Consider the following 18,399-nt stretch of genomic DNA (forward strand, 5'->3'; position numbering starts at 1 on the left):
TGCATGATCACGAAAGGTCTTCTCGCAGCTCGGGGGGCATGATCCCGAACTTTTGCATGATCACCACAACAATGGGTCTCACCACAACTGGTTGGTCCCACCACCAGCAATTGCGCTCACCCCAAGTGATGCTGTCACCACAAGTGATTGGTCTCACGACAAGTAATGCTCAAAGTAAACCGAGATTACGCCGGGCTCGGGCACCCGGCGGATCCCGGGAGGCCCGGCGGATAACCTGGAAACGTGCCCGACTCTCCTTATGCCGATCTCGACCGCCCGCCGCTGTCCGAAGCGGCGCTGAAGGAAGACCTGGTTCGCCCGGGGTCGTTATGGTCGGCCCTCACCGTCGTCGAGCGCACGGGGTCCACGAACGCCGACCTCGCCAAACTCGTGCGCGAAGGCGCTCGAGAGGGCGCGGTGCTCATCGCGGAGTCGCAATTCGCCGGTCGCGGGCGGCTCGGCCGCGTGTGGACGGCCCCGCCGAGGTCAGGGCTCACCTTCTCCGTTCTCCTGCGTCCCGAGGTGCCTCCCGCCCGCCAGGGATGGCTCTCCCTCCTGGTCGCCGTCGCGGCCGCCTCGGCCGTGCGCCGCATCGCGGAACTCGATGTGCGGTTGAAATGGCCCAACGACCTGCTCGTCGGTGAGCGCAAGCTCGCGGGCATCCTCGCCGAGCGCGTCGACACCGCCGTCGTCGTGGGGGTCGGCTTGAACGTCTCCATCAGGCAGCAGGAACTGCCGGTCGAGCGCGCCACGTCGCTCGCCGTCGAGGGCGCCGCCTCCACCGATCGGGCGACGCTGCTTCCCGCGATCCTCAAAGAGATCGAGTCGCACTACCGGGAGTGGATCGAGGCCGACGGCGACGCCGACGCCTGCGGGCTCCGCGCGGCCTATCTGGCCTCGTCGGGGACGGTGGGGCAGGAGGTGAGGGTGGAGTTGCCGGGGGAACGGCTGCTGACCGGGCTCGCCACGGGGGTCGACCAGGCGGGCCACCTGATCGTGCAGGCGAAGGGCAAGGAACACTCGCTGAGCGCGGGCGACGTCGTCCACGTGCGCCGCGTGGAAGGCCACTGAGACGACCTCGGGCGAGTGAACATGCAAACCCAGGGCGAACGTGTCACGATTTGCGCCATGGGTCTCGCGGATCACTATCTGACCGAGGGGGAGCGGGTCGTCCACTCGTTCCACCCTCACTGGAAGCGGCTCATCGTGCCGTTCCTCGCTCTCATAATCGTCGTGGCGGTTTCCAGCGCCGCGATCTACTTCATTCCGAGCGACTACAGCTACTCGGGATATGCGCGTATCGCCGTGGCCGTGGTGGCCGTCGGTCTCCTGGTGTGGTGGTCGTTCATTCCGTACCTGCAGTGGAAGACGACCTCCTACACGCTGACCTCGCACCGCTTCGCGATCAGCACCGGCATTTTCAACAAGTCCGACGACGACATCCCGCTGGCCAAGGTCAACAGCGTCAGCTCCGACCAGCGCTTCCTCGAGCGCATCCTCGGATGCGGCACCCTGAGGGTGGAGTCGGCCTCAGACAAGGGAGAGATCGACTACAAGGACATCCCGAAGATCCAGCTCGTACGGCAGGAGCTGTTCAAGCTGGTGGAGGACGCCTCCGACGGGAACATCGACGGGAAGTGACGAAACCGCGGCACCCCTGGAGACCGGCCTGAAATCGCCAGGCGCGGCCCAGGGGTGACGGCGGACGTCTGGGGGGAGACGTGGAGTCCAGGGGAAGGCCCAGCGCGGACGACGTCCAGCGACTGTTTCTCGGGCCGGCGCCCACGTATACGCGCCGTCAGATCGCCGAAGGCGCCGACGTGCCGCAGGACCTCGCGGAACGCATCTGGCGGGCGCTCGGCTTCGCGACGCTGGCCGACGACGCGGTGGCCTTCACGGGCGCCGATCTTGCCGCGCTGCGGCGCATCCACACCCTGCTCGACACCGGGGTGCTCGACGAGCAGACCGTCATCCGTCTGGCTCGGGCGCTCGGCCGTACGACGGCGAGGCTGGCGCAATGGCAGGCCGAAATCATGATCGGGACGCTCGACCCGCATGTGCCGCCCAGCGATGAGGACCTCAACCGGGTGATGGACACCGCGAGGGCCCTGCTGCCGGATTTCGAGCAGACACTCGTGCACGTGTGGCGGTACCAGCTCGCGGCCGTCGTCAACCGGCTGGTCTCGCCTGCCGCCGACGCCCTGCCGACCCGGTTGACGCTGGCCGTCGGCTTCGCCGATCTGGTCGCCTTCACCCGGGTGTCCCGGCAGCTCGACGAGATGGCACTGGCCGACCTCGTCGAGGGTTTCGAGGCCAGGACCTCCGACCTCGTCGCCTCGCACGGCGGCCGGCTGGTGAAGACGCTCGGCGACGAGGTGCTGTTCACCGCGGACGATCCGGGGGCCGCCGCGCGCATCGCCCTCGACCTGGTCGACGAGCTGAAGCTCGAGGAGGACGGCCCGGACGTGCGGATCGGCCTGGCCTGCGGGCCGGTGCTCCCGATGATGGGCGACGTCTTCGGCACGACCGTCAACCTGGCGGCCCGTCTCACCTCGATCGCCAGGCCGGGAACGATCATCATCGACGACGGCATGGCGGACGCCCTCGGCGGCGTTTCCGGCGTCGAGCTGATGAAGATCCGCCGCAGGCCTGTTCGGGGCCTCGGCGTGGTCCAGCCCTATGTACTCCGGAGGGCCGTGCCAGCAGACTGACAGGGTGACGGGCGAGATCACTCGGCCGGAGAGCGAAAGGTGAGGGTTGGCATGCCGTACGAGGTGCAGGGCGTGGTCGCCCGCGGCAAGGGCGAGCCGGTGTCACTGGAGACCGTTCACGTGCCGGACCCCGGGCCCGGAGAGGCCGTCGTGGACGTGCAGGCCTGCGGCGTCTGCCACACCGACCTGCACTACCGCGAGGGCGGCATCAACGACGACTTCCCCTTCCTCCTCGGGCACGAGGCGGCCGGCGTCGTGCACGCCGTCGGCGAGGGGGTCACTGACCTCGCTCCGGGCGACTACGTGATCCTCAACTGGCGCGCCGTGTGCGGAGCCTGCCGGGCGTGCCTGCGCGGCCGTCCCTGGTACTGCTTCAACACCCACAACGCCACGCAGAAGATGACGCTCTCCGACGGCACCGTGCTCAGCCCGGCACTCGGGATCGGCGCGTTCGTCGAGAAGACGCTGGTCGCCGCGGGTCAGTGCACGAAGGTCGACCCGGCGGCCAAGCCCGCCGTCGCCGGCCTGCTCGGCTGCGGCGTGATGGCGGGGATCGGCGCGGCGATCAACACCGGCGGCGTTACCAGGGGCGACTCCGTCGCGGTGATCGGATGCGGAGGCGTGGGCGACGCGGCGATCCTCGGTTCGAGCCTCGCCGGGGCGCGCACGATCATCGCGGTCGACGTGGACGACAAGAAGCTCGAATGGGCCCGCGGTTTCGGCGCGACCCACACGATCAACTCCCGTGAGACGGACCCGGTCGAGGCGATCCGCGAACTGACCGGCGGCAACGGCGCCGACGTCGTGATCGAGGCGGTCGGCCGTCCCGAGACCTACAAGCAGGCCTTCTACGCCCGCGACCTCGCCGGCACGGTCGTGCTCGTCGGCGTGCCGACCCCCGAGATGCGCATCGAACTGCCCCTGCTCGACGTCTTCGGGCGTGGCGGCGCGCTCAAGTCCTCCTGGTACGGCGACTGCCTGCCGAGCAGGGACTTCCCCATGCTGATCGACCTGTACCTCCAGGGAAGGCTGGGCCTCGGCGGCTTCGTCTCCGAGACGATCGCGATCGACCAGGTCGAGGAGGCTTTCGCCAAGATGGAGCGCGGCGAGGTGCTGCGGTCGGTGGTGGAGTTCCCCACGACGTGACCCGCAAGACCCGTATGACTCGCCTGACCTGCCTGATGCCGGCGTGACCTGCGTGTTTCTGGTGTGTCAGCGGATGCGAAGGCCCTCCGGGGCATGGCTGTGATTGGTATCACATAGGCAAGCCTTACCACAGTCGGCTACGTTAGGCATGCCTAACCTTAAGCCCCATTTCCCGGAAGGCCTCGCATCCCCGTGTATGTCTGCATCTGCCGCGCCGTGACCGAAAGCGAGGTCCACGAGTGCATCGCCGACGGTGCGACCAGCGCGAAGCAGATCAAGGATGCGACCGGCGCCGGCGGCGACTGCGCCCTCTGCGTTCGAAAAATCTGTGCGATCCTGAAACGGTCTGAGGACCTGGCCACCGTCGCATAGATCCGAGGGGTGTCATGCAGGGGGACAAAGAGATCATCGCGCTCCTCAACGAGCAGCTCACCTCTGAACTCACCGCCATCAACCAGTACTTCCTGCACGCCAAGCTGCAGGAGAACTGGGGATACACCAAGCTGGCGGCCTACACCAGGGCAGAGTCTTTCGACGAGATGCGGCATGCCGAGGAGCTCACCGATCGCATCCTCTTCCTGGAGGGGCTGCCGAACTACCAGAAGCTGAACACGCTGCACATCGGGCAGACGGTGCGGGAGCAGCTTCAGGCCGACATGGAGCTCGAGCTGGGCGTGGTGAAGCGGCTGCGTCCCGGCATCGCGCTGATGCGCGAGCGGGGCGACATCACCTCGGCGACGCTCTTCGAGCGCATCCTGGCCGACGAGGAGCACCACATCGACTACCTGGAGACGGAGCTGGGCCTGATCGAGAGCCTGGGGGAGCAGCTCTACCTTCAGCGCTATGCGGAGCCTCCGTCAGCCTCGTGAGACGACCGGTGAACGCCCGCGGGATCTTCCCGGCGGGCGTTCTTTCGTTTCGGGGGTCTCGTGCGGAGCCCTCGCGCGTCTTACGCGTGTCCCACGCGCGGTCCTTGTACGGCTCTCGCGCTGCTCCCACACTGATGACCGGATGGCGGAGCCATGCCCGGATCGGCGCGGCCCTTGCGTGATGACTATCCCGGATTTATCAGTGTTTGCCCAGGTCAATTGATGGGTCAACGACAAGTCAAACTGCACGCTGTAGCCGGGAAACGATCGCCTAAGGTCCTACGATCGCTCCATGACCTGCGTTCTTCTCGCCGAGGATGACACCTCGATATCCGAGCCACTGGCGCGAGCCTTGCGCCGGGAGGGCTATCAGGTAGAGGTGAGCCCGGATGGCCCGCAGGCCCTCGAAAGGGCCCTGTCGGGGGGCGTCGACCTGATAGTTCTCGACCTCGGCCTGCCAGAGATGGATGGGCTGGAGGTCGCTCGCCGCATCAGAGCGGAAGGACACGGCACTCCGGTGCTGATCCTCACCGCCAGAGTCGACGAAGTCGACACCGTTGTCGGCCTCGATGCCGGAGCCGACGACTATGTGACCAAGCCGTTCCGTCTCGCCGAGCTGCTCGCCCGCGTGCGAGCGCTGTTGCGGCGCGGAACCTCAGAGACCCCGGTCGTGCAAGGCGTCCGTATCGACGCCGATTCACGCCGGGCGTGGATGGGAGACAAGGAACTGCACCTGACCACCAAGGAGTTCGACCTGCTCCGCGTGCTCGTACGGGACGCCGGCAAGGTCGTCACGCGCGAGCAGATCATGCGCGAGGTGTGGGACACGAACTGGTGGGGGTCCACGAAGACCCTGGACATGCACATCTCATGGTTGCGTCGGAAGTTGGGGGACGACGCCGCCAAGCCTCGGTACATCACGACCGTCCGAGGCGTCGGCTTCCGTTTCGAGCGCGAGTAGACCCGCGTGGCGGGTTCGTTGGGGAGGGGCTAGCACGTGCGCCGGCGCCTGCTCTCCTCGATGCTGCTCGTCGCGGTCATCGCCGTCCTGCTGTTAGGCGTGCCGCTGGCCGTGGTCGTCGTCCGGTTGATCAACGATGAGGCCGCCCAAGAGTTGAGGGCCGAGGCCACTCGGTTACTCATCGGGGTGGAGTACTCCGTCAGCCAGGACCAACCAGTCGATTCCAGGCAAATAGGGCAAAACTATCCGGATCGGTATATCCAGGTATACGTCCGGGGTAACCCGCTGCTTATGGTCGGGACACCGCCACCGGCCGGTCGTGAGATGACCGAGGAGGCACGATCTGAGATTGGATATGTCCGGATCGGCCGAGACTCGGCCCAAATCGAGCAGGACATTCATGCCAGGCTGGTGCTGACGATCGCACTCGCGGTCGTCGCCCTGGGCGCGGCCGTCGGGCTCGCGACCGTGACGTCACGCCGCCTGACCCTGCCGCTCCAAGAGCTGACAAAGATCGCGGAGCGGCTGGGGTCGGGTGACGCGCGGCCGAGCCGGCACAGGTACGGCGTGCCCGAGCTCGACCTGGTCGCGGAGGTCCTGGACCGCAGCGCCCTGCGCATTTCCGATCTGCTCGCCAGAGAAAGGGATTTCGCCACGGATGCCTCCCACCAGCTGCGCACGCCCCTCACGGGGCTGACCATGCGCCTGGAGGAGATCGTCGGCGCCGCGAGCGAGCCCGCGATCGTCCGTGAGGAGGGTGAGGCCGCTATCGTGCAGGTCGAGCGGCTCACCGCGGTCATCGACGAGCTCCTGGCCGCGGCCCGCAGGCAGCGTCACGCCCAGGCCGGCCCGATCGACGTCGACGACGTCGTCGGGCAGCAGATCACGGAGTGGGAGCCCGCCTTCCGGCGGGCGCAGCGTTCCCTCGTCCTCGCAGGCGACCGCGGGCTGAGCGCCCTCGGCACCACGGGAGGGTTGAGTCAGGTGCTGTCCACCCTGATGGAGAACTCCCTCAAGCACGGAGACGGCTCGTTGACGATCAACACGTCGAGCACGGGGATGTCCGTCGTGATCGAGGTGGCCGACGAGGGCCGCGGCATCCCGGACGGCCTCGGCCCCAAGGTCTTCGAGCGGAGCGTCAGCGGAGGAGGCGGAACCGGCCTCGGGCTCACCCTGGCCCGGGCGCTCGTAGCCGCCGACGGCGGGCGGCTGGAGCTGGTCAAACCCCGGCCGGCAACCTTCGCGATCTTCCTACGGCACTCTCACGAGCATCGGCGTCACCGGGTGGTGAGTGGCCCCGCCTGAGGTGTGACCCCTGCCGCCCCTTCGACCGGCGGCTCTTCCGGAGCCGCCAGAAAGACCCACTTCTTGTACGACCAGAACCGGAACAGCGTGCCGAGGACGAGGCCGATGATCTGGGCGATGTTGTACGCCACCGGGTCGTGCAGGGCGAGCGTGTAGCTCACGAAGCCGATCACGATCAGAGGGGGCAGCAGCCCGACGCCGTTGAGCACGAAGAACAACACGTATTCGCGGGCGAGGCCGTTCTGCTGGCGGTGCCGGTAGGTCCAGAAGCGGTTGCCCAGATAGGCGAAGGTCGCCGCGATCACGGTGCCGAGGACCTTCGAGGTCAGTGGTCCGAGGCCGATGCCGAAGCGGAAGAAGTTGGTGCCGCCGAAGTCGACGACGAAGGCGAGGGCGCCGACGATGCCGAACTTCAGAAGTTCGTGCAGGAGCGTGGCGAACCGCTCGTAGGCGCGTCGGAGAAACTGCACGGCCCGCACGGTCCTTCCTGGTCGACGGCGAGGTCTCCCCAGGCTACCCGTACAGGCAGCCGAAGGGGGATCCTCCCCACCTGCGCGTGTACGTCACCCACTGTTTCCCCGCTGTCGTGTAGAACATTTCAGAAAATATCCATCTATAGACCATGGCCGGCGGCTGGGCACACTACGCTCTGGCCCAAACAGGATCACTTTGTTCTGGAATCTGCGTGTTCTGGAGAGGTGGCCCCGCCGTGCTACGCAGAATCACCACCCTCAGCCTCGGCCTCGTCTTGCTCGTGGGCTGCGGCAACGAGAGCTTCGACCAGGCGTCCCGCTCACCCGGTTCGACCGGCGGGGCTTCCTCCGTCACGGCCACGAAGGCCCAGGCCGAAGCGGCCTTCGCCATGCTCGGCCGGCTTAAGGACGCCTGGAAACGGCGCGACTGCGCGACGGTCGCCTCGTTGACGACCTGGGCGGAGAACGCGGTCGCCGAAAACGCCTGCAAGGCGGCCAAAGACGGCTATCAGCCTTCGACCCTGGGCGAATACGGCCAGGTCGACTACTTTCTTCCGGCCACGACGCCGGACGACGACCGCGGCGCGTGGTTCGTCGCCCTCGCCCGTGATCCGGAGCCGGCCTACTTCGTGTTCGTCCAGGCGGACGGGCGATGGAAACTCGGGGCCGGCCCGATCCCGGCCCTGCGGAAGACGCCGCAGCCCGCCGCGCCCGTCCGCCAGGTAGAAGACGATTCGAAGATCGCCGTTCCGGCGAGTCTGGTGCCGACCCGGCATGTCGCGTTCCTGAGTGATCCGGCAGGGGTGAGCGCGGTGAAGTTCGCCTCCGGAGACCGGATGCGCGACCTCCTCCGTGATCTCGTCCGCGCCCCCGAAAAGGTCCGGCCCGACCGGCTGTCGGTCGACGTGGAGATCGAGGGCCCGGCGTATGCGCTGGTCCTGGCCGACGGCGGCGCCCTGGTCTTCCACTCCCTCAAGGTCGTCTACACCCAGAAGCCGGGCTCGGGGCGGTCGTCGCTCGCCCACCCTCGGTACGGCAAGGCCGACTTGAGCGCCTTCATCGGCATAGGGAAGCCGGAGGCGATCACCGGCAGCGAGCTGCTGACGCTGGCGACACAGGTGTCCAAGAACAACACGATGACCACCGTCGGCATGCGAAAGGCCTTGGAGGAGATCGCACTCGGCAATCGGTAGGCTGACATGTCGTGAACAGCCCAAACGTTCCCCCTGATGCCGCCGAGCCGTACGCGAGACCTGCGAGCACGAGCGCCGTACCCGTCGCAGGGTCCACGGCTCCTGTCGTGGGCATGGTGGGCGCCGGTCAGCTCGCCCGGATGACCCAGCAGGCCGCGATCGCGCTGGGGATCGACCTGCGCGTCCTCGCCAACTCGCGGGACGAGAGCGCCGCCAAGGTGATCGTCGACACCCGCCTGGGGGACTACCGCGATCTGGCCGACCTGCGGGAATTCGCCAAGGGCTGCGCCGCCGTGACCTTCGACCACGAGCACGTGCCCACCGAGCACATCCAGGACCTGATTGACGACGGCTATGCCGTACATCCCGGGCCCGAGGCGCTCGTGCACGCCCAGGACAAGGCGGTCATGCGGGAACGGCTGACCGAGATCGGGGTGCCGTGCCCGGCGTGGGCGAGGGTCTCGGAGGCGGCCGACGTCGAGGCGTTCGCGGAGGAGCACGGCTGGCCCGTCGTGGTGAAGTCGGTCCGTGGTGGTTACGACGGCCGGGGCGTGTGGGTCTGCTCGTCGGCCGAGGACGCCCGCGAGCCGCTGGAAGCCGGCATTCCGCTGATCGCTGAGGCCTTCGTGCCGTTCGAGCGGGAGCTGGCGGTGCTGGTCGCCCGCTCTCCCCATGGCCAGGGGGTCAGCTATCCCGTCGTGGAGACCGTCCAGAAGGACGGCATCTGCGTGGAGGTCATCGCTCCCGCGCCCGGCCTCGTCGGGGAGGACGCCGCCGCGGCCCAGCACATCGCCCTGAAGATCGCCCAGGAGCTCGGCGTGACCGGGCTGCTCGCCGTGGAGATGTTCGCCACGAAGACGGGCCTGGTCGTCAACGAGCTGGCGATGCGCCCCCACAACAGCGGCCACTGGACGATCGAAGGGGCCCGCACCTCCCAGTTCGAGCAGCACCTGCGTGCCGTGCTCAACCTGCCGCTGGGCTCGCCGGCTCTGGCCGCCCCCGTCGTGGTCATGGTCAACCTGCTGGGCGGCGCCGACCCCGACGTCTTCTCCCGGTACGAGCACGTGATGGCGAACGACCCCGGAGTAAAGATCCACTTCTACGGCAAGGAGGTACGGCCCGGCCGCAAGATCGGGCACGTGACCGCCCTCGGCGTCGAGCTCGCCGAGGTCCGTGCCCGCGCGTGGCACGCCGCCGACTGCCTGAAAGGACCCGTCGATGCCTGAATCTCCCGGATCCCCCCAGGTGGGGATCGTCATGGGCAGCGATTCGGACTGGCCGGTCATGCGGCAGGCCGCCGAGGCCCTCGCTGAATTCGGCGTGCCGTTCGAGGCCGACGTCGTGTCGGCCCACCGGATGCCCGCCGAGATGATCGAGTACGGCACGCGCGCCGCGTCCCGCGGGCTCAAGGTGATCATCGCCGGTGCCGGTGGGGCGGCTCACCTGCCCGGGATGCTCGCGTCGGTCACCCCGCTGCCCGTCATCGGCGTGCCGGTGCCGCTCAAATATCTCGACGGCATGGACTCGCTTCTGTCGATCGTCCAGATGCCGGCCGGTGTTCCCGTGGCGACCGTGGCCGTCGGCGGAGCCCGCAACGCCGGGCTGCTGGCCGTACGGATCCTCGCGGCCGCCGACGAGGGGCTCCGTGAACGGATGGAGGCCTTCCAGGTCACGCTGCGGGACCAGGCCCACGCGAAGGGCGCCAAACTCCGCAGCGAGGTCGCGGAGATGCGCTGACCCTCACATGTCAGCGGACGGGCACGCTCGCCGAGGAGGCGAGCGTGCCCGTCGCCGTAATCAGGCCCCGATACGGCACGAAGGCCAGGCACCCGCGGGTGCCTGGCCTCACGGGGAAAAGGGATCAGGGGCGGCCGAGAGCGCGGTAGTGCCAGCCGGCGGAGCGCCAGGTCTCCGCGTCGAGGGCGTTGCGGCCGTCGACGATGTTGCGGGTGGAGACGACGGAGCCCAGCGCCTCGGGGTCGAGCTGGACGAACTCGTCCCACTCGGTCAGCAGTAGCACCACGTCGGCGTCCTGGGCGGCGTCGAGAGCCGAGGTGGCGTACCCCAGCCCCGGGTGGGCCCGCCGGGCGTTGTCGAGGGCCACCGGGTCGTAGATGGTGACCATGCCACCCTCCTGCCCGATGGTGACGGCCACGTCGAGGGCGGGCGAGTCGCGGATGTCGTCGGAGTTGGGTTTGAAAGCCGCACCGAGCACGGCCACGGTGCGGTTGGCGAACGACTCGCCGACCAGTCCGCGGGCGAGGTCGACCATCCGGGCGCGGCGCCGCATGTTGATGGCATCGACCTCACGGAGGAAGGTGAGCGCCTGGTCGGCGCCCAGCTCGCCCGCACGGGCCATGAACGCCCTGATGTCCTTGGGCAGGCAGCCGCCGCCGAAGCCGAGGCCCGGGTTGAGGTACCGGCCGCCGATGCGGTCGTCGTACGACAGCGCGAGCGACAGCAGCTTGACGTCGGCGTGGGCGGCCTCGCAGACCTCGGCCATCGCGTTGATGAAGGAGATCTTGGTGGCGAGGAAGGCGTTGGCCGCAGTCTTGACCAGCTCGGCGGTGGGGAAGTCCGTCACCACGATCGGGATGTCGCCCAGCGGGGTGTACACGTCCCTGAGCACCTTCTCCGCCCGCTCGGAGGCGACCCCCAGCACGATGCGGTCGGGCTGGAGGGTGTCCTTGACGGCGAAGCCCTCACGGAGGAACTCAGGGTTCCAGGCCAGCTCGACCTGCATGCCGGCGGGCGCGAGCCGTACGAGCTTGTCGGCCAGGCGCTCCGCGGTGCCGACCGGAACGGTCGACTTGCCCACCACGAGGCACTCGCGGTCCAGGTGTGGCGCGAGGGACTCGACGACCGCGTCGAGGTAGGAGACGTCCGCCGCGTATTCGCCCTTCTTCTGCGGCGTCCCCACGCAGATGAAGTGCACGTCGCCGAACTTCGCCGCCTCTTCGTAGGAGGTCGTGAAGCGCAGGCGGCCCGACTTCAGGTTGCGCTGCAGCATCTCTTCGAGCCCCGGCTCGTGGATGGGCAGCTCGCCGCGCTCCAGCATGTCGATCTTCTGTTGATCGACGTCAAGGCCGAGGACTTCGAACCCCAGCTCGGCCATGCATGCCGCGTGAGTGGCACCCAAATATCCGGTCCCAAGCACCGTGAGGCGGTAAGGCACGGCATGCTCCCCTCTTACCTACTCTTTGTGGTCTGGCATAGTACCGGGGCCTCCAACTGCCCCAAGTGCCCGGCTGGCAAACTCTGCCTGGCCCAACGGTACGGCGTCGCCCAGAACGGGTCGACGCCGCCCCGAACCAGGGGCTGTCCAGTCATGACAGCCGCAAGGATCGGTACCGTACTGGTTGGTAACCTTCCCCTCGCGCGGCTTACTATCGCGCTATGAGCTTCCCTCTCTATGCGCCCGCCGAGGAGCACGAGATGCTCCGCGAAACGGTCCGTGCGCTCGCTGACGAAAAGATCGCCCCCCGGGCCGCGGCGGCCGACGAGAACGAGGAGTTCCCGTGGGAGGTCTACAAGGACCTCGTCGCGGCCGATCTGCACGCCGTACACGTCCCGGAGCAGTACGGCGGAGCGGGCGCCGACGCGCTCGCCACCGTCATCGTGATCGAGGAGGTCGCCCGCGCGTGCGCGTCGTCCTCGCTCATCCCGGCCGTCAACAAGCTGGGCACGGTGCCGCTGCTGCTGTCGGCGTCCGAGGAGCTCAAGCAGCGCTACCTCGCTCCCGTCGCGCGCGGTGACGCGATGTTCTCCTACGCGCTCAGCGAGGCCGAGGCCGGCTCCGACGCCGCCTCCATGAAGACCCGCGCCGTCAAGGACGGTGATCACTACGTGCTCAACGGCACCAAGATGTGGATCACGAACGCGGGGGTGTCGGAGTATTACACGGTCATGGCCGTGACCGACCCGTCGGCGGGCGCCCGCGGCATCTCCGCCTTCGTGGTGGAGAAAGAGGACGAGGGCGTCTCCTTCGGGCCCAAGGAGAAGAAGCTCGGCATCAAGGCGTCACCCACCCGGCAGGTGATCCTGGAGAACGTCCGCATCCCCGAATCGCGGATGATCGGCGAGCTCGGCACGGGGTTCAAGACCGCGCTGGCCACCCTCGACCACACCCGCATCACGATCGCCGCACAGGCGCTCGGCATCGCCCAGGGCGCGCTCGACTACGCCATCGGGTACGTCAAGGAGCGCAGGCAGTTCGGCAAGCCGATCGCCGACTTCCAGGGACTCCAGTTCATGGTCGCGGACATGGCGATGAAGCTGGAGGCCGCCCGCCAGCTCACCTACGCCGCGGCCGCCAAGTCGGAGCTCGCCATGCACGGCACGCGCGTGAAGGATCTGACCTTCTTCTCCAGCGCCGCCAAGACCGCCGCGTCCGACGCCGCCATGGAGATCACCACCGACGCCGTGCAGCTTCTCGGCGGGTATGGTTACACCCGCGATTACCCCGTCGAGCGCATGATGCGAGACGCCAAGATCACCCAGATCTACGAGGGTACCAACCAGATCCAGCGCATGGTCATGGCCCGCCAGTTGCTGAAGTAGCCCCTGACATGCGGAAACCCCGCCTCGCTTCTTTGGGCGGGCGGGGTTCGTCGTCTTCCACGGCGGTTGGCCTGATCGAAGGCGTGATCTACGAATTAGGCCTGATGGGCGGGGATGAACCGGTCGACGAGCACGCGTACGACCCGGAGCTATGGGCGCATAGGAGTACCGGGAATGAATGCCTGGCCGGTCAGAAGTAGTGCTTGCGGCCGCCGACGGGCCGGCCTACGCGGCCCATCAGCATGAGCACCAATCCAATGACCAGGATGATGATCCCGATGGTCCACATGATGGAGATGCCGGTCAGGAATCCGATGATCAGCAGGATGATTCCAAGAATGATCATGGTGGCTGCCTACTTTCGAGGGTGGTGAACGTGAGGCATTGGCTTGTGGGTCGCGCCGACGCTGCGGTGAACTGTCAACGTTCGAAGGCGTCCCTCAAAGGCCGCCGTGGTTCACATCTACCCTCGATGCAGAGCGCAGTCCCGATATCGGAAACGCATGCCTTAACCCGCCAAATTATTCCCATCTCTTGAATTCATCGTGACGAAACCGTCGAACAGCTCTGAGATCCCGTCTCGGCGCTTGTCTGTCCAGCGCACGACGGCGGACATACGATCATGCGGGGGCGGCACTACTGGGCGGTGCCCCCACAGGTTGAAGCCGGTACTTCGACAAGGGGCTATGGAACCTCGTCCTTCTTCCATGGGCTGACGCCGAGTTTCCCGGTGGTGCCGAGATCGAGTTCCGGCGTCACCATCACAGGACGAGCGCCGGCCTTCGCGTTCACTCTGACGTACGGCACGTTTACGGGCGCGCCGTCAGTGACGGTGTTGCGCCACATCAGGCCGGCGGACGCGCTCTGGCCGGGCTGCAGGGTCACCGGCTTGGGCGGGTCGTCGAAGCCGGTCACGGTCGAGATGCCGCCGCTGCCGTGCAGGACCTCGACGCCGGTGACGGGCTTTCTGTCCTCGTCGAGGAGCTGGAGCTTCGGGTAGCCGTTGATGCGATACGCGCGGGTCGAACAGTTCTCCAGATGGACTCCCACGACGCGGAGCCCCATGGCGGCGTCACCGTCGTCGGTTGTGACACGGGTGCCGGAGGCCGGGCAGGGACCTGTCGGGGCGGGTGCCTCGTCCGCCGGGACGCTTCTTACCTCGGCGATTCCCACCCGCACCGCGACGGGCGCCGGTGAATGGAGCTCGCTCATGTCGACTGTGCGCTTCACGGTCTGACCGGGCCTGACCGATGGGACCGTCTGTTCGGTGTATGCCAGCGCCTCTCCGGAATCGGACAGGAACTCGAAGGTGATGGTGTACGTGAAGGGTTCGGACTCGTGGTTGGTGACCCGAAACTCGGCGGAGAGGGGGTAGCGGTCGCAGTTGCGGGACCGTCCGTTCAGGCCGGTTATCTTGACGCCGTCCTTCTCCAGATCCGCGGAGCCGCCAGGAAGTTCCGAAGTGCCGGACGTGGGTGGCGTACCGGTGGACGGGGCGCCACAGGAGGGGTCACCGCGCCGGTCTGCGGAGTCGGACCCCTGGGTCTGCTGCGAGCCGTCGCTCCGTGTAGCGGCCCTCTCCGATCCGCACGCTGAGAGGAGCAGGACGCCGACGAGTACGGCGGGAAGGCTGAGGGCAGTGATACGCATCCGACGACCTTGACGCATAGCAAACCTTAGACCGTAACGATGGGCTGTCGAGGCCCCTCTGGCTGACACCGCGCTACACCGGATAGTCGGTATCCCAGGGGAACGCAAGGTGGGCGGGTTGGTCCTGGCGCACCTCGGGTCTGCCCGTTGTACGCCCGCCCGTTCCGACGGCTCCTCGGCGCCCGGGCACCTGAGCTGGCCTGGTGGCTGCGGCCATCGACCCAGGCAGAGCCCAGCAGCGTCTGGCATCCGTCGCGCGGGCTCCCTGGAAAGGTGCACCCGTTTCTGCTGTGGACTTGATCCAGGAAATCACGTCTACACAGATCGGACGCCATTCCTTCGTTACCTCAGTCGGTCGAATTCCCCTCCGGGGCGGAGAGAGGCCAGGTACCCGGCATAGAGATATGTTCGTGCGTAATCAACCACTTGCCACTTGACCGGTGGCAACAAACGGTTGATCGTAGCCAAACCGCGCCATCGAGCCCGTTCTTGCGCGTACCGCTGTCCAGGTGAAGCATGTGCGCGAACGCGACATCCTCACCCGTCGCGATGTTCAAGTCGTGCGTTTCCAAGCCGATAGGGCCGTCGTATTCATCGAACCACCGCGTGAAGTTGCGACGGACCTCGGTGGCCCCGATGAACTGGAGAGGGGGTACGACATCGTAATAAACGATGTCGGGAGAGTACAGCGACATGAGTCGATCAATGTCCTTTGTCTGGCAGGCATCGACCCGACTGTCCAGGAGCGCCCTGATCTCGGAATCGTTCGAAGTCATTACATCCTCCACTCAAGGAATATCTGACCGTGCCCAGCTCGCCTGGCGACGGTCCCGATGACGATCTCATTGGGGATCTGCAGGGTTTGTGATCGGGCCCACTTGTGCCGAGATTCTCGGAGTTCGGGAGCATTCGAGCAGTGCCGTCCGCCGGTTGGCCATTCTCGGTCGGCTTTGGCAGGCGCATGGGTGCGCCGTAGTGGATCAGGCGGCGCGGCAGGCCTTGAGTGCGGCCGCCGTGTTGACGGCGCGGCGGGCCTGGTGGCGGGCCGCTTCCAGGGCTACCGCAGTGGGTGGGCCATCACCGGTTACGTGAGAGGTGCCGTAGGGATTGCCTGACCGGAACTGGATGGGGTCGGTGTAGCCCGGGGGCACGATGATGCCGCCCCAGTGGTAGAAGGCGTTCCCCAGCGACAGAAGGGTGGACTCTTGTCCGCCGTGGGCGGTGTTGGAGGCCGTGAAGGCCGAGTACACCTTGTCGGCGAGCCGGCCCTGTGCCCACAGGGGACCCAGGGTGTCGATGAACTGCTTGAGCTGGCTGCATGGAGTGCCGAAGCGGCTGGGGGTGCCGAACAGGACCACGTCGGCCCAGGCCAGGTCGTCGAGGGCGGCCTCGGCGATGTCGGCGGTGTCCTGGAGATGCTGCGCCCAGGCCGGGTTGGCGTTGATCGCCTCCGGTGAGGCCAGTTCGGCGACCTTGCGCAGTCGCACCTGTGCGCCCGCCTTTTCCGCGCCGTCGGTGGCGGCTTGTGCCAAGGCGTGCACGGTGCCTGTGGCACTGTAGTAAACGATCGCGACGTTCACGGCTTCCAAGATCGATTTCCTTCCTTCACGGTTCTGCCAGTTACGACAACGCAACCCCGCGAAATGTCAGGTGACGCGCCCCACCTGACAGTTCGGTGCGCTGTCTTGTCGTACTGGTGAGGGCAGATGCGACCAAGGGAATCGACGACACACCATGACCACGCCATCCGAGCCAGGACACGGCCGGCCCGATCCAAGCGTGAATGCGATTACGAGCGGGCGGCGTCAGCTGATCAATCTCGCTTACCGGCTGCTCGGTTCCCTGGCCGATGCTGAGGATGCCGTCCAAGAGACCTACGCCCGCTGGTACGCCATGCCCCGACAGCAACAGGAGGCCATCGAATCTCCCGGTGCCTGGCTGACCACGGTCGCCGGCCGTATCTGTCTGAACCTGCTCGACTCCGCACGGGCCAGGCGAGAGCGCTACGTTGGCGAATGGCTCCCCGAGCCGCTGCCCGACCGCACGGAATGGGTCAGCGGGTCGCCAGGCGCCGCCGCCGATCCGGCCGACCGGGTCACCCTCGACGAGTCGGTCAACATGGCCTTCCTTGTCGTGCTCGATTCGATGACCCCGGCCGAGCGCGTCGCGTTCATCCTGCACGACGTCTTCCGCTACCCCTTCGCCGAAGTGGCCGAGATCGTCGGCCGTACGCCGGCGGCATGCCGCCAACTGGCCTTCTCAGCCCGGCGCCGCATCCGCGAATCGCAGCCCTCCGCGACCCCTGCAAGACAGCAGGCCGGCATCGTCAGGGACTTCAAACAGGCCTGGGAAGCCAAGGACATCGACGCGCTCATCGACCTACTCAACCCCGATGCCACGGCGACCGGTGACGGCGGTGGCCTGGCCAGCGCCGAACCCCACCCGATCGAAGGCGCCGAGGAGGTCGCACGCTTCTTCGCGGTTCGGGCGAGTGCGGCACCCAACATTTCGATCCTGGAGCGTACGGTCAATGGTCAGCCCGGTCTGGTGGCTCAACAAGACGGCGTCACCGTGACGGTGTACGCGTTCGACGTCACGGGCGACCGGATCAGGCGCATCTGGGCAGTTCGGAACCCCGACAAGCTCCGGCCTTGGATCTAAAAGACTAGGTAAGAAGCACCTGGTCAAGGACGTGATTGCCAACAGCCGCCATGCTGGGATTATCGGCCGAGTAGGCGGCCAGGGCAGTGCCCAGGGCAAGTGCCCAGCCCCGTGCACGCTCCCAGGTCACTTCATCGGCGTCCACGTGTGATCGAAATACCTCACGGGCGTTCTCATCGAACACCAGCCAGGCGGCGGCCAGATCGGTGGCGGGGTCGCCGCTGGTGAGATCACCGAAGTCCAGAACAGCCAGCAGACCGTCCCCGTCGAGCAAGAGGTTCCCCGGGTGCGGGTCGCCGTGGAGCCACAGCGCGGGACCTTGCCAGGGACGGAGGGCCGCCAACTCCTCCCAGAGGGGCAGGAGCTCAGTTGATCGGGAAATCAACTGCAGGCGTTGCCGTACCGCTTCGTCGCGGGCGGCGAGCGGGACGCCGCGGACGGGGTTATGCGGTGCATCAGGCGGTGCAGGCCGGTGGAAGTCTGTCATGAACTCAGCCAGCGGGACGGCGATGCCGGAGCGTTCGGACGGCGGCACATCGGCGACCGTACGGCCTTCGAACCAGGGCGCGATCGTCCACGGCCATGGGTAGCCCTCGCCGGGCTCGCCGGCCCTGATGGGTACGGGCAGCGCGACGTCGACGTGCGCGGCCAGGACCGGCAGCCAGCGTTGCTCGTTGACGATGAGGTCGACGGCCACCTGTCGACGCGGCAGCCGTACGGACAGCTCCGTACCAAGGCGATAGATGACGTTGTCCCAGCCGTTGGCAACGAGGATGAGCGGTCCCGCCAGATCCGGGTGCTGGGCGCGAATCAAGCGGTCAACAAGGTCGTCGTCGATGTCGACTTCTGTCGCCGGGGTGTTCATGGCGC

Annotated in this window: 20 protein-coding genes; 13 read left to right on the plus strand and 7 right to left on the minus strand. The window is 67.1% G+C overall.

Going from position 1 to position 18,399, the window contains the following annotated elements:
* Window positions 1-243 precede the first annotated feature (243 nt).
* The 8 genes from Pth03_RS07995 (at window position 244) to Pth03_RS08030 (ending at window position 6,992) form a co-directional block, all read left to right on the plus strand.
* Window positions 244-1,071, plus strand: a complete 828-nt coding sequence (locus tag Pth03_RS07995) for a biotin--[acetyl-CoA-carboxylase] ligase (RefSeq protein WP_203943486.1) — start codon at window positions 244-246, stop codon at window positions 1,069-1,071.
* A 57-nt stretch (window positions 1,072-1,128) separates the two neighbouring features.
* A complete protein-coding gene (locus tag Pth03_RS08000) occupies window positions 1,129-1,641 on the plus strand; it encodes a PH domain-containing protein (protein WP_203943487.1) in 513 nt (170 codons plus the stop codon).
* An 80-nt stretch (window positions 1,642-1,721) separates the two neighbouring features.
* Entirely contained in the window at window positions 1,722-2,711 is a 990-nt protein-coding gene (locus tag Pth03_RS08005) for an adenylate/guanylate cyclase domain-containing protein (protein ID WP_239118845.1), read from the plus strand.
* A gap of 51 nt (window positions 2,712-2,762) precedes the next feature.
* Complete coding sequence (locus Pth03_RS08010) at window positions 2,763-3,857, plus strand: S-(hydroxymethyl)mycothiol dehydrogenase (RefSeq protein ID WP_203943488.1); 1,095 nt, start codon at window positions 2,763-2,765, stop codon at window positions 3,855-3,857.
* Between the two features lie 192 nt (window positions 3,858-4,049).
* Complete coding sequence (locus tag Pth03_RS08015) at window positions 4,050-4,229, plus strand: (2Fe-2S)-binding protein (RefSeq protein WP_275413054.1); 180 nt, start codon at window positions 4,050-4,052, stop codon at window positions 4,227-4,229.
* Window positions 4,230-4,243: 14 nt separating this feature from the next.
* Window positions 4,244-4,726 (plus strand): bacterioferritin, encoded by a 483-nt coding sequence (bfr, locus tag Pth03_RS08020; RefSeq protein ID WP_203943490.1) that lies wholly within the window; start codon window positions 4,244-4,246, stop codon window positions 4,724-4,726.
* A 292-nt stretch (window positions 4,727-5,018) separates the two neighbouring features.
* On the plus strand, window positions 5,019-5,687 hold the full coding sequence (locus Pth03_RS08025; RefSeq protein WP_030451323.1) for a response regulator transcription factor: 669 nt from the start codon (window positions 5,019-5,021) through the stop codon (window positions 5,685-5,687).
* A gap of 36 nt (window positions 5,688-5,723) precedes the next feature.
* Window positions 5,724-6,992, plus strand: a complete 1,269-nt coding sequence (locus Pth03_RS08030) for an ATP-binding protein (protein WP_203943491.1) — start codon at window positions 5,724-5,726, stop codon at window positions 6,990-6,992.
* On the opposite strand, the gene Pth03_RS08035 is transcribed toward Pth03_RS08030, so the two are convergent.
* The gene (locus Pth03_RS08035) at window positions 6,965-7,462 is read right to left on the minus strand and encodes a GtrA family protein (RefSeq protein ID WP_203943492.1); all 498 of its coding nucleotides are present in this window, start codon (window positions 7,460-7,462) and stop codon (window positions 6,965-6,967) included. The two genes, Pth03_RS08030 and Pth03_RS08035, sit on opposite strands and share 28 nt — an antisense overlap.
* A gap of 239 nt (window positions 7,463-7,701) precedes the next feature.
* Between Pth03_RS08035 and Pth03_RS08040 the strand changes: the two genes are divergently transcribed.
* Genes Pth03_RS08040 through purE form a run of 3 tightly spaced genes read left to right on the plus strand, consistent with a single transcriptional unit; the run spans window position 7,702 to window position 10,395 of the window.
* Entirely contained in the window at window positions 7,702-8,658 is a 957-nt protein-coding gene (locus Pth03_RS08040) for a DUF8094 domain-containing protein (protein WP_203943493.1), read from the plus strand.
* Window positions 8,659-8,669: 11 nt separating this feature from the next.
* Window positions 8,670-9,884 carry a 5-(carboxyamino)imidazole ribonucleotide synthase gene (locus Pth03_RS08045; protein ID WP_275413055.1) on the plus strand — a complete coding sequence of 405 codons (1,215 nt, stop codon included), beginning with the start codon at window positions 8,670-8,672 and terminating at the stop codon, window positions 9,882-9,884.
* Window positions 9,877-10,395, plus strand: a complete 519-nt coding sequence (gene purE, locus Pth03_RS08050) for a 5-(carboxyamino)imidazole ribonucleotide mutase (RefSeq protein ID WP_203943494.1) — start codon at window positions 9,877-9,879, stop codon at window positions 10,393-10,395. Before Pth03_RS08045 ends, purE begins: the two co-directional genes overlap by 8 nt.
* 124 nt (window positions 10,396-10,519) lie before the next feature.
* Here the strand turns inward: purE and Pth03_RS08055 are convergent, their stop codons facing one another.
* Window positions 10,520-11,833, minus strand: coding sequence for a UDP-glucose dehydrogenase family protein (locus tag Pth03_RS08055; RefSeq protein ID WP_203943495.1), 1,314 nt, complete (start codon window positions 11,831-11,833; stop codon window positions 10,520-10,522).
* 221 nt (window positions 11,834-12,054) lie between these two features.
* Between Pth03_RS08055 and Pth03_RS08060 the strand changes: the two genes are divergently transcribed.
* Entirely contained in the window at window positions 12,055-13,218 is a 1,164-nt protein-coding gene (locus Pth03_RS08060) for an acyl-CoA dehydrogenase family protein (RefSeq protein WP_203943496.1), read from the plus strand.
* Window positions 13,219-13,408: 190 nt separating this feature from the next.
* On the opposite strand, the gene Pth03_RS08065 is transcribed toward Pth03_RS08060, so the two are convergent.
* The 4 genes from Pth03_RS08065 to wrbA all read right to left on the minus strand — a co-directional run bounded on the left by Pth03_RS08065 (window position 13,409) and on the right by wrbA (window position 16,457).
* Entirely contained in the window at window positions 13,409-13,564 is a 156-nt protein-coding gene (locus Pth03_RS08065) for a DUF6131 family protein (protein WP_203943497.1), read from the minus strand.
* Window positions 13,565-13,902: 338 nt separating this feature from the next.
* The gene (locus tag Pth03_RS08070; protein WP_203943498.1) at window positions 13,903-14,868 is read right to left on the minus strand and encodes a DUF4232 domain-containing protein; all 966 of its coding nucleotides are present in this window, start codon (window positions 14,866-14,868) and stop codon (window positions 13,903-13,905) included.
* 347 nt (window positions 14,869-15,215) lie between these two features.
* Complete coding sequence (locus Pth03_RS08075) at window positions 15,216-15,644, minus strand: YybH family protein (RefSeq protein WP_203943499.1); 429 nt, start codon at window positions 15,642-15,644, stop codon at window positions 15,216-15,218.
* Between the two features lie 204 nt (window positions 15,645-15,848).
* Entirely contained in the window at window positions 15,849-16,457 is a 609-nt protein-coding gene (gene wrbA / locus Pth03_RS08080) for an NAD(P)H:quinone oxidoreductase (RefSeq protein WP_203943500.1), read from the minus strand.
* Between the two features lie 190 nt (window positions 16,458-16,647).
* Here wrbA and sigJ point away from each other — a divergent pair, with 190 nt between their 5' ends.
* Window positions 16,648-17,529, plus strand: a complete 882-nt coding sequence (sigJ, locus tag Pth03_RS08085) for an RNA polymerase sigma factor SigJ (protein ID WP_239118846.1) — start codon at window positions 16,648-16,650, stop codon at window positions 17,527-17,529.
* Window positions 17,530-17,533: 4 nt separating this feature from the next.
* Here sigJ and Pth03_RS08090 read toward each other — a convergent pair whose 3' ends face one another.
* Window positions 17,534-18,394: an aminoglycoside phosphotransferase family protein gene (locus Pth03_RS08090; protein WP_203943502.1), complete on the minus strand. Its 861-nt coding sequence runs from the start codon at window positions 18,392-18,394 to the stop codon at window positions 17,534-17,536.
* Between the last annotated feature and the right edge of the window lie 5 nt (window positions 18,395-18,399).

The organism is Planotetraspora thailandica (assembly GCF_016863335.1).
GTDB classification, from domain to species: domain Bacteria; phylum Actinomycetota; class Actinomycetes; order Streptosporangiales; family Streptosporangiaceae; genus Planotetraspora; species Planotetraspora thailandica.

Coding starts and splice junctions, on each gene's coding strand:
- Pth03_RS08000 (WP_203943487.1), top strand. CDS start 1,129: ATGGGTCTCGCGGATCACTATCTGACCGAGGGGGAGCGGGTCGTCCAC.
- Pth03_RS08010 (WP_203943488.1), top strand. CDS start 2,763: ATGCCGTACGAGGTGCAGGGCGTGGTCGCCCGCGGCAAGGGCGAGCCG.
- bfr (WP_203943490.1), top strand. CDS start 4,244: ATGCAGGGGGACAAAGAGATCATCGCGCTCCTCAACGAGCAGCTCACC.
- Pth03_RS08025 (WP_030451323.1), top strand. CDS start 5,019: ATGACCTGCGTTCTTCTCGCCGAGGATGACACCTCGATATCCGAGCCA.
- purE (WP_203943494.1), top strand. CDS start 9,877: ATGCCTGAATCTCCCGGATCCCCCCAGGTGGGGATCGTCATGGGCAGC.
- Pth03_RS08060 (WP_203943496.1), top strand. CDS start 12,055: ATGAGCTTCCCTCTCTATGCGCCCGCCGAGGAGCACGAGATGCTCCGC.
- Pth03_RS08065 (WP_203943497.1), bottom strand. CDS start 13,564: ATGATCATTCTTGGAATCATCCTGCTGATCATCGGATTCCTGACCGGC.
- Pth03_RS08070 (WP_203943498.1), bottom strand. CDS start 14,868: ATGCGTATCACTGCCCTCAGCCTTCCCGCCGTACTCGTCGGCGTCCTG.
- Pth03_RS08075 (WP_203943499.1), bottom strand. CDS start 15,644: ATGACTTCGAACGATTCCGAGATCAGGGCGCTCCTGGACAGTCGGGTC.
- Pth03_RS08090 (WP_203943502.1), bottom strand. CDS start 18,394: ATGAACACCCCGGCGACAGAAGTCGACATCGACGACGACCTTGTTGAC.